At 66.6% G+C, this 15,285-nt stretch carries 8 protein-coding genes; 3 read left to right on the top strand and 5 right to left on the bottom strand.

Annotated features, from left to right (window positions below):
* Positions 1 to 770 precede the first annotated feature (770 nt).
* A complete protein-coding gene (locus OGH68_RS00740; protein ID WP_264241293.1) occupies positions 771 to 2,051 on the top strand; it encodes an MFS transporter in 1,281 nt (426 codons plus the stop codon).
* A gap of 143 nt (positions 2,052 to 2,194) precedes the next feature.
* The gene (locus tag OGH68_RS00735; RefSeq protein WP_264241292.1) at positions 2,195 to 4,039 is read left to right on the top strand and encodes a glycoside hydrolase family 15 protein; all 1,845 of its coding nucleotides are present in this window, start codon (positions 2,195 to 2,197) and stop codon (positions 4,037 to 4,039) included.
* On the opposite strand, the gene OGH68_RS00730 is transcribed toward OGH68_RS00735, so the two are convergent.
* Complete coding sequence (locus OGH68_RS00730; protein ID WP_264241291.1) at positions 3,951 to 4,784, bottom strand: class I SAM-dependent methyltransferase; 834 nt, start codon at positions 4,782 to 4,784, stop codon at positions 3,951 to 3,953. The two genes, OGH68_RS00735 and OGH68_RS00730, sit on opposite strands and share 89 nt — an antisense overlap.
* Positions 4,785 to 4,791: 7 nt before the next feature.
* Complete coding sequence (locus OGH68_RS00725; protein ID WP_413470912.1) at positions 4,792 to 9,228, bottom strand: aminotransferase class I/II-fold pyridoxal phosphate-dependent enzyme; 4,437 nt, start codon at positions 9,226 to 9,228, stop codon at positions 4,792 to 4,794.
* A 1,036-nt stretch (positions 9,229 to 10,264) separates the two neighbouring features.
* Between OGH68_RS00725 and OGH68_RS00720 the strand changes: the two genes are divergently transcribed.
* Positions 10,265 to 11,206: a glycosyl hydrolase gene (locus OGH68_RS00720; RefSeq protein ID WP_264241290.1), complete on the top strand. Its 942-nt coding sequence runs from the start codon at positions 10,265 to 10,267 to the stop codon at positions 11,204 to 11,206.
* A gap of 71 nt (positions 11,207 to 11,277) precedes the next feature.
* Here the strand turns inward: OGH68_RS00720 and OGH68_RS00715 are convergent, their stop codons facing one another.
* From OGH68_RS00715 to OGH68_RS00705, 3 genes are read right to left on the bottom strand one after another with little or no spacing between them, the layout of a single operon-like run.
* Positions 11,278 to 12,957: a right-handed parallel beta-helix repeat-containing protein gene (locus OGH68_RS00715; RefSeq protein ID WP_264241289.1), complete on the bottom strand. Its 1,680-nt coding sequence runs from the start codon at positions 12,955 to 12,957 to the stop codon at positions 11,278 to 11,280.
* Complete coding sequence (locus tag OGH68_RS00710; RefSeq protein ID WP_264241288.1) at positions 12,951 to 13,925, bottom strand: UDP-glucuronic acid decarboxylase family protein; 975 nt, start codon at positions 13,923 to 13,925, stop codon at positions 12,951 to 12,953. The genes OGH68_RS00715 and OGH68_RS00710 overlap by 7 nt, the downstream gene beginning before the upstream one ends.
* Before the next feature lie 21 nt (positions 13,926 to 13,946).
* Positions 13,947 to 15,275, bottom strand: coding sequence for a UDP-glucose dehydrogenase family protein (locus OGH68_RS00705; RefSeq protein WP_264241287.1), 1,329 nt, complete (start codon positions 15,273 to 15,275; stop codon positions 13,947 to 13,949).
* Positions 15,276 to 15,285 lie beyond the last annotated feature (10 nt).

The raw sequence follows: 15,285 nt of genomic DNA, 5'->3' as shown, positions 1-15,285 counted from the left end.
GGCGCCCACCAACGACCGCGCAGAAGATACCGCTCGGAATCCACACCAGCCGGTGCACCGGAGCGGCCGGCGAGTACGCCCACCCGTTACCGGCGAAAATCCTGTCCCGCGGAATCTCAAGATTGCTGTGCCCGCCTGGGGGTCGTTGACTGACTATCAGCCGTCCATACAGCGCTTCACTGCGTTGGCTGCCGGAAAGGGTCCTCAAATCGGCGGCTCCGTGCCCTGTTTCCCCCGGTCGGGCGCGGAGCTGCTCTCCAGCTCAGCACAGCCGGATCCGCGATCGCCTCACGGCCGTCGGCGAGCACCACCGCGAGATCGGTGGCGACCCGGCCTGGATCATGCCCGGTCCCGATCCCGCGCCGGCGGTGCGACGACGACGTCCGTGTTGATGAGCGGCACGTCGCGTGACTGCAGGTACTGTGCGTACGCCGACGCACTCGGATGCCTCATCAACAGCATCGCGCGCAGCAACCCGCCCAAGTCTGTCAGGGCCCCCTTCATCGCAGCCCTTGGGAGCACGCGAGGCCGGCGCCTGGAAGGAGGAACCTGTGGTCGGACTGCGGGTCGGCGGCGGTGTGCGACTCGAGTCCCCCGGTGGGGCGATCTCAAACGTCTGTGGGGGTTCTGCCCGGGTGTGCGAAGCGGTTCTCGACGAGGTCCGTGGCAGGCACATCCGCAGCGGCAGTCGCTCCATCGTCGAGGTCCCCCCAGGCATAGGTGAAGCCCCTGGAGATAGGTGTGATGTTCCTCTTGGCCCAAGGACCTGAATGAGGATCCTCGACGCTGCGGGAGGCGCCCGGCGAGTGCGGCTGCTGACGCCGCTGGCTCACCGCGACTTCCGGCTCCTCTGGATCGGGATGAGTGTCTCGCTGCTGGGCGACGGAGTGCTGCTCGTCACGCTCGCATGGCAGGTCTACACGCTGTCGGGCAGTCCCAGCGCGATGTCCGTCGTCGGTGTGGCCATGGCTGTCCCGCAGATTGCGCTGGTGCTGGTCGGCGGTGTGGTCAGTGACCGCTTCGACCGGCGCAAGGTGATGCTCTCCAGTGACCTGGCCCGTTGTGTTTGCCTGGCGACGCTGGCGATCCTCGCGTTGACCGGCATGCTGCGACTGTGGCACGTGATCTGCGTGGTCGCGGTGTACGGCGCGGCATCCGGGTTCTTTCCGCCGGCATTCGACGCCACCGTGCCCACTCTCGTCCCCAGGTCGGAGTTGGTGGGGGCCAACGCACTCGACCAGTTCGTCCGCCCGACAGCCGTACAGATCGGTGGAACCGCCCTCGGCGGCGGGCTCGTCGCGGGAGTGGGACCCGGCTGGGCCTTCGGGTTCGACGCTCTCACCTTCGCCTTCTCCGCCGTGTGCCTGGCCCGTCTTCGGCCCTTGCCGCCTGACGACGCCCAGGAGCGGGAGTCGCTGTGGAAGGACCTGCGCACGGGCCTCCGCTATGTCCGGGCCAACACCTGGCTCTGGGGCACCTTCGTGTCGGCCACCTTCGCGTACCTGCTCTTCCTCGGCCCCACCGAGGTTCTGCTGCCGTACATGGTCAAACACGTGCTGCAGGGGTCGGCGACGGAGCTGGGACTGGTGCTTGCGAGCGGCGGTGTGAGTGCCATCCTTGCGGCGATGATCGTAGGGCAGACCGGGCTGCCCGGCCGGTTCATCACCTTTATGTACTGGACTTGGACCTTCGCCACGCTGGGGGTCGCCGGATACGGACTCGCCAACAGCAGCTGGCAACTCGCCGTCACCTGCGCCGTGGTCAACGGACTGGAGACGGCCGGGATCATTGCCTGGTCGACGGCGAAGCAGCGGCTCGTACCCGCCGAGTTGCTGGGCCGGGTATCCAGCGTCGACTGGTTCGTCTCGCTCGCGCTCCTGCCGCTGTCCTACGCCCTTGCGGCTCCCGTCGCCGCGGCCGTGGGAGTACGCAGCACGTTCATCGGCGCCGGCGTCATCGGCGCAGTGGTCACCCTGGCCTTCCTCTATCTGCCCGGCCTACGTGCCGTGGAGCGGGATCGGAGCGGTGGTCAGGAGAGGGACACGTCATGAGCGAGCCTGGGAACGCAGGACATAGGCGAAGACACTTCCGGCCATCGCCCTGATGCCCGGGCAACACGGGTCCAGGTGCGATCTACTGGTGCCGATCCTACAATTGTCACCGTGACGCCAAGAGGATACGGCGATGTCCCCCTATGCCCAGGCTGATCGAGGACTACGCCATCATCAGCGACCTGGAGACGGCTGCCCTTGTCGGCAGGGACGGGTCGATGGATTGGCTGTGTCTGCCCCGCTTCGATTCTCCCGCCTGCTTCGCGGCACTGCTCGGTACGCAGGACAACGGGTACTGGCGGGTCTCGCCCGCAGGCGCGGAAACATGCAACCGTAGGGCGTACCGGGGAGACACCCTGGTGCTGGACACCTTCTGGGAAACCGTGTCAGGTGCCGTGAAGGTCACGGACTTCATGCCGCCGCGTGCCGGTTCGCCTTGTTTGGTGCGCCGTATCGAAGGCCTCTCGGGAACGGTCGACATGCGGGGAGAGCTGAAACTTCGCTTCCACCACGGCCGCATAGTCCCCTGGATGCGTTCCACTGAGACGTACACCGTCGCGGTGGCGGGCCCGGACTCCGTGTGGCTGGGCGCCGATCAGCAGGTGCATGTCCACGCGGCCGACGACCGCACGTTCTTCGACTTCCGGATTTCGGCGGGGGAACATCTGGCCCTGATGCTCATTTGGTCGCCTTCCCATCTGTCCGTACCCGGCTGTGGCGACCCGCATGCCGCGCTCCGCAGAACCGTCGACTTCTGGGAGGACTGGGCGGCCAAGTGCCGTTACAGGGGGCCCTGGCGCGAGGCGGTGGTGCGCTCGCTGATCACGCTGAAGGCGCTCACCTACGAGCCCACCGGCGGCATCGTCGCGGCCCCGACGACCTCCCTGCCGGAATGCATCGGAGGCGAACGCAACTGGGACTACAGGTTCTGCTGGCTCCGCGACTCCACCCTCACCCTGTCCTGTCTGCTGCGCAGCGGGTTCCGGGACGAGGCGGAGGCATGGCTCGACTGGCTGCTGCGGGCCATTGCGGGCGATCCGGCGGACCTGCAGGCGCTCTACGGTCTGGCGGGACAGCGGCGGCTCCAGGAGTCACTGGCCCTGTGGTTGCCCGGATACCAGGACTCCCAGCCCGTGCGCTTCGGCAACGCGGCAGTGAGCCAGCTCCAGTTGGACGTCTACGGCGAAGTGCTGGACACGCTCCACCTCGCGCTGCGCGCGGGTATCCCCATCCAGCACCACATGTGGAGCCTGGTGAACTCGCTGATGAGCTACCTCGGTGAGCACTGGCGTGAGCCCGACGAGGGATTGTGGGAGGTGCGTGGGCCCAGGCGGCATTTCGTCCATTCCAAAGTGATGACCTGGGTCGCCGCAGACCGGGCGCTGCGCATGGCGCACATGCTGGGAATGAACGGTTCGGACGGGCGCTGGCGCCAGATGCGCCGTGAGGTGCACGAAGAAGTGTGCAGGCTGGGCTGGGACGACGGGCAGAGGGCGTTCGTTCAGTCCTACGGCTCCCAGGCGCTGGACGCCTCGCTGCTGCTGATCCCGAAGCTCGGCTTTCTCCCGGCTCATGACGAGCGGGTGCTGAGCACTGTCGAGGCGATCAGGGGGCTGGACGACCACGGGTTCCTTCGCCGTTATGCGCACATCCGGCACGGGGTGCATGGCGTGGACGGGTTGCACGGGCCCGAGGGTACGTTCGTCGCCTGCTCGCTGTGGTTCGCCGACGCGCTCGCTGCGACCGGTCGTGCGGAGGAGGCGTGCGAGACCTTTGAGAGGGTCCTGGACATCCGCAACGATGTGGGTCTGCTGTCCGAACAATGGGACCCGGAGCGGCGCCGACAGCTCGGCAACACTCCTCAGGCATTCAGCCATATCGCCCTGGTCGACACAGCCTTCACCCTGGGGAAGGTGTTGGACTCCCCGAGTGGCGCCTCGGCGCGCGCTCGGTACCGGGTCCCGCCGGAGGTGACTGCCGAGTTCTGACGGCTCTCATCAGCACCATGCCGGTGTCTCCGTAGTCGGGCAGGCTGGGGTCCGCGTCGATGCGGGTGACCGCGAGCCGCTCGGTGCAGGGAGCGAAGACGCTCTGCACCACCGCCCGGTCCACAGGGCAGCCCGGCCAGTGCGATACCGTCCCTATGCGGTAGCTCGGCATGTTCTCCATGAACGAGGCGACGAGGTGGCCACCCGGGCGCACGGACTCGGCGAAGGAGTGGCAGAACTCGGTGAATTCGTCCATGTCCTCGGTGACGCTCTCGGCCACGAAGTTCATCGAAGCGAGTTCGTAGGTGCCGCGTGGGACCGATCGTGCATCGCTGTGCACGATGTGCACACGGGACAGCGCGTCGGTCAGGGCAGGGGGCAGCGCGGGGTCCAGTCGGCGGCACAACGCGTAAAACGCCTGCCAGCTCTCGTCAGGGCCCTCGCGGAGCTGACGGGACAGATAGGCGACGTTGCCGGCGCCGAGCTCGACTGCTTCGACACGGCGGCTGGCGGCGGCGGCCAACATCAGCGGGTACAGGTTCGGCCCGGCACCGAATTCGAGGGAGCGTTGGATGGACCCTGGCGCGAACTGCCGGTAGAAGGCCGAGTGGTGTCTGATCACCGCGGCATCACAGGAATGCAGTTCGCGGTAGTTCTCGGCCAGGTACTCCTGGACCGGCCATCTGCCCCAGTCCACGTCCCGGTTGCGGGTCGATCGGCGATTCCCGGCGGGAGGTTCGCTCATACGGGCCTCACGGTCTGGTCTGGAACTGGAACCGCTCGGTCAGGGCGGTCAGCGCGTCATTGAGCCGTTCGATGTCCTCGCCGGTGTTCAGCGCCGTCACCTGGATGCGGAATCCGACGCGGTGACGGGGAACGAGGGGATAGGCCGCGAGCGTGACATAGATGCCCCTGTCCCAGAGGAACAGTGCGGCCGCGTCGATGTCGGAGGCGTCGGCGAGCGGGAGTTCGATGATGGGCAGGCCGTGGACGTTGGGAGTGTCGATGCCGAGCCGGTGCACATGGCTCAGGACATCGGCTGTCTTGCGGTGGAGGTCGGCGCGAAGGGCGTCCCCGCGCCGCTCGTTGACGTCGAACCCGGCCAGCACCGTCGCGAGAGAGGCGGTGGGTGAAGGCCCGGAATAGAGATAGGGCGCCGCCGCGACCTTGAGATGCTCCTTGAGCCAGGTGGGCAGGGCTATGAAGGCGAGAAGTGAGGAATAGGCCTTGGAGAAACCGCTGACGAGAATGACGTCGTCGTAGGTCTCGCCGAGATGGCGAACAATGCCGTTGCCGCGGGATCCGTAAGGGGATGTCTCGTCCGGGCCCCGTTCACCGATGATTCCGAAGCCGTGCGCGTCATCGACATAGAGGGTGGCGCCCAGGTCCCGGCACACTTCGGCGAGTTCGCCCAGTGCGGGCAGGTTTCCCGTCATGCTGTTGACGCCGTCCAGGCATACCAGCCGGGCGGACCCCGATGGCACGGTCCGCAGCATTTCCCTGAGTTCGTCGGGGCGGTCGGCATGGAACCGCCGCACGGTCGCGCCCTGTCCGCGGGCGACCAGGCAGCCGTCGTACACCGTCCGGTGCGCCTCCGCATCGACGAAGACATGCCCTTCCTCCCCGGCCAGGGCCGGGATCACCGAAGCGTGGATCAGCGTGATGGTGGGGAGGACCAAGGTGTCGGGTGCGCCGAGGAGTTCGGTGAGCCTCTCCTCGATCTGGGGATAGAGCTGCGGGCTGCCGATCATCCGTGACCAGCTGGGATGAGTACCCCACTTCCGCACCTGCGGTTCGATCGACGCCATGATCTCCGGGTCGAAATCGAAGCCGAGGTAATTGCATGACGCGAAATCGGTAAGCCAGTGGTCGCCACAGCGAATGCGCCGTCCGTCGACCTCGTCCAGGACCGCGTCGCTCATGGGACTGGTCCGGCGGAGGCGTTCAAGGTCTCCCCATCTCGGGTCGTGCCGTATGCCTCGTGCTTCCGGGAGCGCTTTGCGCATTTCTTTCTCATTCCTGTTCCCGGTGGGGACGGCCTGCGGAATCATGTGGTCGACGGCCCGAGGTTCGGGCAGAGGGCCGCTCGGCTGCTGTGGCGTCGTTCGACCCGTCCTGTCGATCAGACCGGCGGCCCGGTTCTGCAGCCCGCCGCTCAGTAGTGCCTCCGCCTGGTCCGCCGTCATCGGACGGGCGAACAGATAGCCCTGCCCGAAACGGCAGCCCATGGCGGTCAGCAACTGACGCTGAGACAACTCCTCGATGCCTTCGGCGATGACCTGAAGGCCAAGCGTGTCGGCGATGCGGACGATCCCGTCGACGAGTGCCACCTGTTGGGTGTCCACGCATATGTTGTCGATGAAGGACTTGTCGACCTTGAGTACATCGATCGGAAACTCTCTGAGATAGCTCAATGACGAGAATCCCGTACCGAAGTCGTCGATCGCAATATTCACGCCCAGGTTTTTCAGAACCCGCATGACGCCCTCGATCTGTTCGTCCCTGCGCATCAGAACGCTCTCGGTCAGCTCCAGCACCAGCGACCCCGGCTCCAGCCCGGTCGTCTCCAGTGTGCGACGTACCTCGTCCAGGAACCCCGGGTCCCGGAACTGGCGTGCGGAGACGTTGACGTTGACGCACAGCGGGGCCGGCCGTGGAGTCGCCTGCTGCCAGCGAGTGATGTCCGCCGTGGCCCGTTCCAGTACCCAGGCACCGAGCGGCAAGATGTGCCCGGTTTCCTCGGCGAGCGTGATGAACTCGTCCGGTGGCACCAGGCCACGCCGGGGATGCGGCCAACGGGCCAGTGCCTCGAAACCGACGACGTGGCCGTCGCCGAGGTCGACGATGGGCTGGTAGCGCAGGGCGAAACCCTCCTGCGAGACCGCAGTGGCCAGGCCGGCCTGGAGTTCGTGGCGTTCCAGCATGTCGGCGTGGAGTGCGGGCTGGTATCTGCGCCACTGCCGCTTCCCCGCGGACTTGGCCGCGTAGAGGGCAAGGTCGGCGTGACCGAGCAGCTCCTCCCCGTCCGCACTGTCGAGTGCCGTGGCTATGCCCACGCTGGCCGACACGCTGACAATGCCGCCGGACAACGGGAACGACTGGTTGAGAGTCTGGATGACCTGGCTGGCCAGTACCTCCGCGTCGAGCGGTACCTTCGCCCCCTCCATCAGCACCGCGAACTCGTCGCCGCCCAGCCGGGCCGCGGTGTCGCTGCGCCGCAGCGTCGACGTGAGCCGGGCTGCCACCGCGGTCAGGAGCTCGTCCCCCACCGTGTGGCCCATCGTGTCGTTGACGACCTTGAAGTCGTCCAGGTCGATGAAGAGCACGCAGGCGATGGTCGACTCCCGGCGGTCACGCATCAGTGCCCGCTCGATGCGCTCCAGGAGAAGTACGCGGTTGGGCAGGCCGGTCAGTGAGTCGTGGAAGGCACGACGGGTGAGTTCCCGCTCCAGCTGACGTTGCTCTGTCACGTCCCGCAGGGTGAGGACGAGTCCGTGGACCGTCTGGTCCTCGCGCAAATTGCTGCAGCGGGCCTCGACGTCCGTGCGCCGTCCGGCGGGCGTCAGCACCTTCCAGTCCTCGTGCATGTCCTGGTCACCCGTGACCCGCATTTCGGTCAGCGCCCGGCTTGCCCGCTCCTGGTCCCGCGGATCGACCAGCGTGGTGAACATCGTGCCGATGAGGTTGTTGCGGCCGAACATGCCGTCCGCCGACGGGCTCGCGTACCGGACGGTGTTGTCGTCGTCCAGGATGAGGATGACGTCCGAGGCATTGTGCACCAGCGTACGGAAGTACGCCTCGCTGTTGCGGCGGTTGACCTCCTGGCTGAGTCCCACCCGCTCCATCGCCAGCGACGCCTGGGAAGCCAGGATCTCCAGCGAACTCCACAGCTCCATCAGTTTGCGTTCGGGGCCCGCCACGAACAGGGCACCGACGAGTGGTTCCCCGGTCGGCCGGTCCGACAGGGCCAGGGGACACAGCAGCGCGCACTGTGCATTGTCCAGACCGTCGACCACGCGTCGGTCGAGTTCACCGAGCGGCACCAACCGGGCCCCGTGGCTGCTGAGCGCCGAGACCAGGTGGGACCCGCCGTCGTCGGAACGGCTGATCCTCCAGTCCCACGCGGTCGACTCCGTGTGCACGGCGTACAGGCCCTTGTCCCCCTCCGAGGCCAGCAGCACGGTCCTGTGCGGTACGCCCGGCCCGAACAGCGCGTTCACCGCCGTCTCGACGGAGTTGGCCACCTCGCGTGGTCTGACCGCTGTCAGCAGTGAGGCGGCGGCCATACGCAGGGCGCGCTCCCTGGCCACTGCCTGCCGGTGCACCCCCACCGCGCCCGCGAGCCGCAGGATGACGAGGAGGAACAGCGCCGTCGAGAACACGGCGATAACGCCCGCGTCACTGACCTTGCCGTGCAGGGCTTGGTAGAGCAAAATGCCGGGCGCCACGAGAGAGGCGGCCGCGAGCAGGACGAGCCTTTGTTTGGCCGGGAACGTGGGCGAACCGCGCTGGGGCACGTGCTCGGTCAGGTCCCGCATGGTCGGATGGAGCGCGGCGAGACCCCATGCGGTGAAGAAGACCACCCACCCCAGGTCCATGGGGGTACCGACCTGCCAGGTGCCCTTCAACTGCAGCAGTCCGTACAGCACGTCGGACACGAGGATGCCCAGGGTGCCGAGGGTGAGCAGCTGCATGCTGCGCGTGATGCCGACGCCCGACGCGAGCAGTCGGGTGAGCATCGTCAGCATCAACACGTCGCCCAGTGGATAGGCGATCGAAATCGCGCGCTGTATCCAGGTCATTCCCTCCACATGGCTCAGAGGACCGATCAGGTAGACCCATAGGAGAACGGCCAGACCGGAAGTGAGAATCAGCGCGTCGAGCAGGCTTGGAAAATCTCTTCCCGGCCACCGGTAATGGATGAAACCGATGAGCCCCGCGGCGAACAGAGGATAGGTGGACAGATAGAAGGCATCCGCCACCGAGGGGAACGGGTTGTTCTGATCGAAGAAGCTGTTGAGAATGTTGTACGCGGTATCGCCCGCGGTGAAGGCGAGGTTTGCGGCAGCAAGTGCCAGCCAGGGCCAGCGACGGGCCGGCCGGTTGATGCGGATTCCCACCAGGATGGCGACGACGCCTGCGAGCCCCATGGCGGCCCACATCGTCGTACGCCGGTCGGGATAGACCAAATACAGAACCGTGCAGAGAACCACGAAGGCGAGGTAGCAAACCGTCAACCGGTGGATCCGCGTCAAGGAAACCGCCTCCTCACGCGGGAGGGATACGGCAGGCGGGCATCATCCGCCCTGAAACCGCGCGACCACCGAAGGCGGACGAGGACACGCTCGACCGGAACTAACCGTGGCGACCTGGGAGTTGCAGGGAGGTCTCCGTTTCGAGACTAGGCGCGGAGGGCCCATGGCGCATCTCGGGACGATGCCTCCCGTTAGCCGCCGTCCGCAAGCACCGTGGTGTGGCCGACTGCGGCCTTCGCGCCAAGCCGACTCCCAGGCCTTGAGCGCCGGCCGGCTGACGGCCGCGAGTGCCGTTCACGATCAGCACGGTGCCCCTGACCGCTTCCCTGCTCGGGGCCCAGGCGGTCCTTGATGCGGGGGGCGGTCGGTCGGCCACAGTGTGTGGCCGATCCCGTCCATCGATGACATCAACGGGCCCGGACGACGGCAGTCCCATCGGCCGCCACCCCCGGCCTCGTAGGGCCGGGAGTGGGCAGCCCGGAGCTGCGATCCGTCGACCGACGGTTCTCCGGAGTCGTCACGGTCTCCTGCCGGTCACGCGCGACTCCGGGCTCTTGCGTGATGTGACATGCGCCATGCCGCGTTCCGCTTCAACGATGCCTGTTAGCAGCAGACCTCTGAGGGCGTAATAGTCCAAAACGTGCATAACGGACATGCCTGGCGTGTGGCGGATGCGGCACTCGACTGCTCGATATTTCCGCCGCCTCGCAAGCGATAGAGCTACTCCCGCGGCGACAAGGATTCCTTCCGGGGGCGCCTGGGTGCCGGACGGATGCCTTTGAGTCCGCAGGCAAGGCCCTTCCATCTACGGAGTCACTTAGTAGCGATCTTTTGTTGCCCTGTGCCCGCAGCCCTCCTAAGAATGACCAGGCCGCAAGGTGACCGAGTGGCTCAGGCGCAGCCCGGCCCTGGCCGCCGTGTCGGCATCAGGTGATTCGGTAAATCGGCAAGTCGGTAAGGAAGGGCGAGGATGAAGCGAAAGCTGGCGGCGACACTGGCCATGGCGACGGTTACCCTTTCGCTCATGGCCGTGCCGTCCGAGGGTGTCGCCACCTCGCCCCGCCTGGGTGTCTATGTGGGCCCCGGGAAAACCGATGCTCTGAACAACTTCCAAACCTGGCTCAGCCGGTCCCCGGTTCACGCGACCGACTATGCCGACCCGTCCGAGAACATCAAGTGGAATCAGTACGCGTTCAAGTACTGGGGTGACTGGAAGAAGGCCGAGGCCGATCGCCGGTTCGTGCTCGGTCTGCATATGTTGCCCAAGGGTGGCAACTTCGCGGACGGACTCGCCGGTAAGTACGACAGTCAGTTCCAGGGCCTCGCCGACCTGATGGTCGAGAACGGCTTGGGCGATTCGGTCGTACGCCTCGGGTACGAGGGTAACAACAAGATCATCGGGCCATGGCAGGGTACTGACGACCCGGCAGCCTATCGGGCGATGTTCCGACGTGTGGTCTCTCTTATGCGTGCTCGGGCCGGAGGAGATCTCCAGTTCGACTACAACATGGCCGTCGGTCCCTCGGGCAAGGTCACGTCATTCGAGACGCTGTACCCCGGCGACTCCTACGTCGACATCGTCGGATTGAACATCTACGACGTGTGGTGGCAGCACCCGGGCGCTACGCCGGCTCAGCGGTGGAACCACACTCTCACCACCGCCATGGGAGTGAACGAGTTCAAGGAATTCGCCGCCGCCCACAACAAGCCCACGTCCTACCCGGAGTGGGGCCTGTACCTGAAGGGTGACGACTATGCGGGGGGCGGCGACTCGCCCTATTTCATCGACCGCATGGCCGACCTGGTCCAGGACTCGAAGTACCAGGCGTATTTCAACCACGACTGGGGCGGCGGGACGATGGACGACTTCCCGAAGGGTAAAAAGCAGTACAAGCTCCGCTTCGGGGGCTGAAGGGCTGTCCGTGAGTAACTCGGACACTGAGCCTGGCCCAGCCTCGGCTTCGGCGCGCTGCAGGGCGTCGCCTAGTCCGTCGCCATCAGGGCGGCTCCGACGGGCAGCCCCCGCCCGAGCGCCTCGCCGAAGTAGTCCTGTCTGCCCGGATCGATCCCGAACAGCGAGCGCAGGTCGATGCCCTTGTCCGCCAAGGCGTCGCACACGGGCACCAATAGCGCGGCGTCGCTCGCCTTGTTGACGACCGGTGCCTGCCCCCCTCTGAAGCAGGGGTCCTTCTCGAAGCCCGTCTTCCGGCCGCCCGTCATCTCCTGGCCGGTGGCGGACCGCCACTCCGCGAGCCCGGAGTAGGTCTCGCCACCCCATTGCACGTTTTCTCGGCCGGCGGTGCTGTAATAGTCGTTCCCTTGCCACAGGGCCTGACCGGTGCGGAACGCCTTGTCCGCCACGATGAGCGGTGGGCCGTCCGTGACCAGGATGTTGTTACGGAAAGTCATGCCCTGCCCTTCGGCGGTCAGCCGTACTGCGGGGCCGGGCCGCACGGAGTCCGTCATCACCGCGGTGTTGTTGTACACCTGAAGCCCGTGCATCACGTTTCCGTGCACATGGATTGCACCTTTCTCCGGCCATTTACGTCCGTCATTACTGCTGATATTGAAACGGAACACGTTGCCGTTGTGGGCGTCGTTCTTCTTGCTGGTGTACGCGTGGAACCCCGGACCGTCGTTACCGAATGCCAAGTTGTACTGAACGGTCGAATGCGAAACGTTCGAGTCGAGCCCGAAGCCGGCTCCGTCGACCCGCGACCCCGTGTGATTGCGATAACTGCGGTTGTGTTCCATGAGCAGGCCGGTGGAGTCGTAGCTCCAGATGCCGATCGGCCCCTCCCCGGCTTCGGTTGAGGCGCGGCTCCCGTTGTCGTGAGCACTGGAGTCCTGAATCCGACCGCCCCGGACACTGCCGAAGACGATGCCGTTCCCGGTGTGCCGATCGTCGGCATGGGGGTCACCCGCGTTGTGGTGCGCTTCGACTCCCGAAACCACTACATCCTCGTGGGCATATCCGGTGGGGGCGTCTTCAAGGGTCGCCGGGCCGTACGTCAGCAGCCCGATGTCCTTGTTGTTCCGCAGTACGGAGTCCGTGATCCGTACCTCATGGAAACCGGTCGACCGACTGGCACTGCCGATCTGAATGCCGATGTGAAAACCGGAGACCTCCACGTCGGCCACCGCAACGTGCCGCAGTCTCCCGCCGTCGGTCCTGTCGCTGTAGACGTGAACGCCGCCATGACCGGCATAGGCGCCGTTCCTGCCGACGATAGCCAGATCCCGGATCTCCACCCCCGCAGTGTTGTGCACGCTGATGCCCGTGGTGTTGTCCGCAACGATCGTGGCCCTTCCGCCGCCGTAGCTGCCCACGATCACGGGCTTGTCCGCGCTGCCCGCCTCGTCCTCGTCCAGCTTGAGGAAGCCCGGGAAACTGCCTCCTCCCCGAAGCAGCAGCCGGTCACCGGGCTCGAGCGCTCGTGCGTCGGCGCGTGCGAGCGACCGCCACGCCTGGCCCGGGGACCGGCCGTCATTGTCGTCGTCGCCGTCCGGACTCACGTAGTAAGTACGGGCGGGTGTGTAATGCGGAGTTCCGACGCAGCCTGCGAGGAGAACACCCGTGAGCGCCATCGGCGCGGCCGCGAGGACGCACCGGCGGCATCGCCCCAGGCGCCGTGCGGAACGGTTTCGCATCCCGATCAGCATCCCACGGACTCCTGCGCCGTTCGACCCGCCGAGGAGAGGCTGCGCCTGGACCTGAACCATTCCATGGTGTTCCGCAGGCCTTCCTCCATCGTCACGTGGGGGAACCAGTCGAGCTGATGCTGCGCCCGCGTGATCACGGGACGCCGCCGGACAGGATCGTCCACGGGCAGCGGACGGAACTCCAGTCCCGATGCTGAACCGGTCGTCTCCAGCACCAGCTCCGCGAGTTCCCGCACCGTCCGCTCGCAGGGATTGCCCAGGTTGAGGGGCCCGGGCAGATCTGAGTCGATCATGGCGACGATGCCCCTGACCAGATCGTCCACGTAGCAGAAACTACGTGTCTGGCTTCCGTCCCCGTAGATGGTGAGCGGCTCGCCGTCCAATGCCTGCCGGATGAAGGTGGACACCACCCTGCCGTCGTAGGGGCGCATCCTGGGTCCGTACGTATTGAAGATCCGCAATATGCCGACGTTCGCGTCCAGGCTGCGCCGATACGCCATGGAGAGCGCTTCGGCGAACCGTTTGGCCTCGTCGTACACACTGCGCGGGCCCACCGGATTGACATTCCCCCAGTAGTCCTCCCGCTGAGGATGGACCACCGGGTCGCCGTACACCTCACTGGTCGAGGCGAGGACGAAACGTGCCCGGTGGCGGACCGCCAGCCGCAGGGCGTTCTCCGTCCCCCTGCTGCCCACGGCCAGCGTTTCCAGGGGGCGGCGGTGGTAATCAGGGGGCGAGGCGGGGCTGGCGAGGTGCGCCACGGCATCCAGCGGTCCCAGAACGTCGAATGCGGCGGTGACGTCGGCGCGGACGAAGGTGAAACAGGGGTGTCCGCTCAGATGCGCCGTGTTCTGCGGGTCAGCGGTCGAGAAGTCGTCCACACACAGGACGCTGTCTCCTCTGCGTAGCAGGGCGTCGCAGAGGTGCGATCCGAGAAAGCCGCCCCCGCCAGTGACCACCACATGCATGATTCCTCCAGAGTTCGCGCGTCAGGCGGCGTACGCGCCGCTGATCCGAGGACGGCCGAGTGCGCTCAGCGTCCAGCCCGCCGATTGCCAGGAGGCGGCGTCCAGGGTGTCCCGCGCGTCGAGGATCTTCCGGCTGCGGACCACGGGGCCGAGCTCGGCGGGGGAGATCTCCCTGTACTCGGGCCATGCCGTCAGATGCAGGACGAGATCCGCGTCCTCACACGCCTTGGGCACGTCGAGGGTGTACTGCAGCCCGGGGTACTTGCGCCGGGCGTTGTCGACGGCTTCCGGGTCGTGCACCCGGACCTCGGCGCCCAGGCGCCGGATTGCCGCCGCGACGTCCAGGGCGGGGGAGTCTCGCACGTCGTCGCTCTCGGGTTTGAAGGCCGCTCCCAGGACCGCGATGTGCCGGTCGGTGAAGGAGCCGCCCACGAGGTTCCGTGCCAGGTCGACCGTGCGGCGCCGCTGCCGGGTGTTGATCTCGTCGACCTGGTGGAGGAATGCCATCGTGTCGCCGACCCCCAGTTCCTCGGCCCGCGCGGCGAAAGCACGGATGTCCTTGGGGAAACAGCTGCCGCCGAAGCCCAGACCGGGCTGCAGGAACCGGTGGCCGATCCTCGAGTCCTGGCCGACGGCCTCGGCCAGCGTCACCACGTCGGCGCCTGTCGCGTCGCACACCTCGGCCATGGCGTTGATGAAGGAGATCTTGGTGGCGAGGAAGGCGTTCGACGCCACCTTGACGAGTTCGGCGGTGGCGGGGTCGGTGCTGAAGAAGGGGACTCCGCTGATCAGCATGGGCTTGTAGATCGCCCGGAGGGTCGCCTCGGCGCGCCGTGACTCGACGCCGACGACGATCCGTTCGGGACGCCTGGTGTCGGCCACGGCGAACCCCTCGCGCAAGAACTCGGGGTTCCAGGCGATCTCGCTGTGCGGTGCGACGGCCCGCAGGCGTGCGGCCAGGCGGGCGGTCGTGCCGACCGGCACCGTGGACTTGCCGACGATCAGGCTGCCGGGCTGCAAATGCGGTGCCATGCCGTCGACCGCGGCGTCGACGTGGCGGATGTCCGCCGCTTCACCGCCGGGCACTTGCGGCGTTCCCACGCATACAAAGTGCAGGCGTGCGAACCGGGTCGCCTCTGTTGTGGAGGTGGAGAAACGCAGCCGTCCCGACTTGACGGTACGGGCGAGAAGCGCGTTCAGGCCGGGCTCGTAGATCGGGGCGTGCCCCGCGGTCAGGGCCGCGATGCGCTCTTCGTCGATGTCCACGCCGAGGACATCGTGGCCGATGTCCGCCATGCACGCGGCATGGACCACCCCGACGTATCCGGTGCCGATGACTGTCATCCGCATGTCGTTCTCC

The sequence above is a fragment of the Streptomyces peucetius genome, assembly GCF_025854275.1.
GTDB classification, from domain to species: domain Bacteria; phylum Actinomycetota; class Actinomycetes; order Streptomycetales; family Streptomycetaceae; genus Streptomyces; species Streptomyces peucetius_A.
Note: the sequence above shows the minus strand (reverse complement) of the source record. Positions and strands in the feature narration are given on the sequence as shown.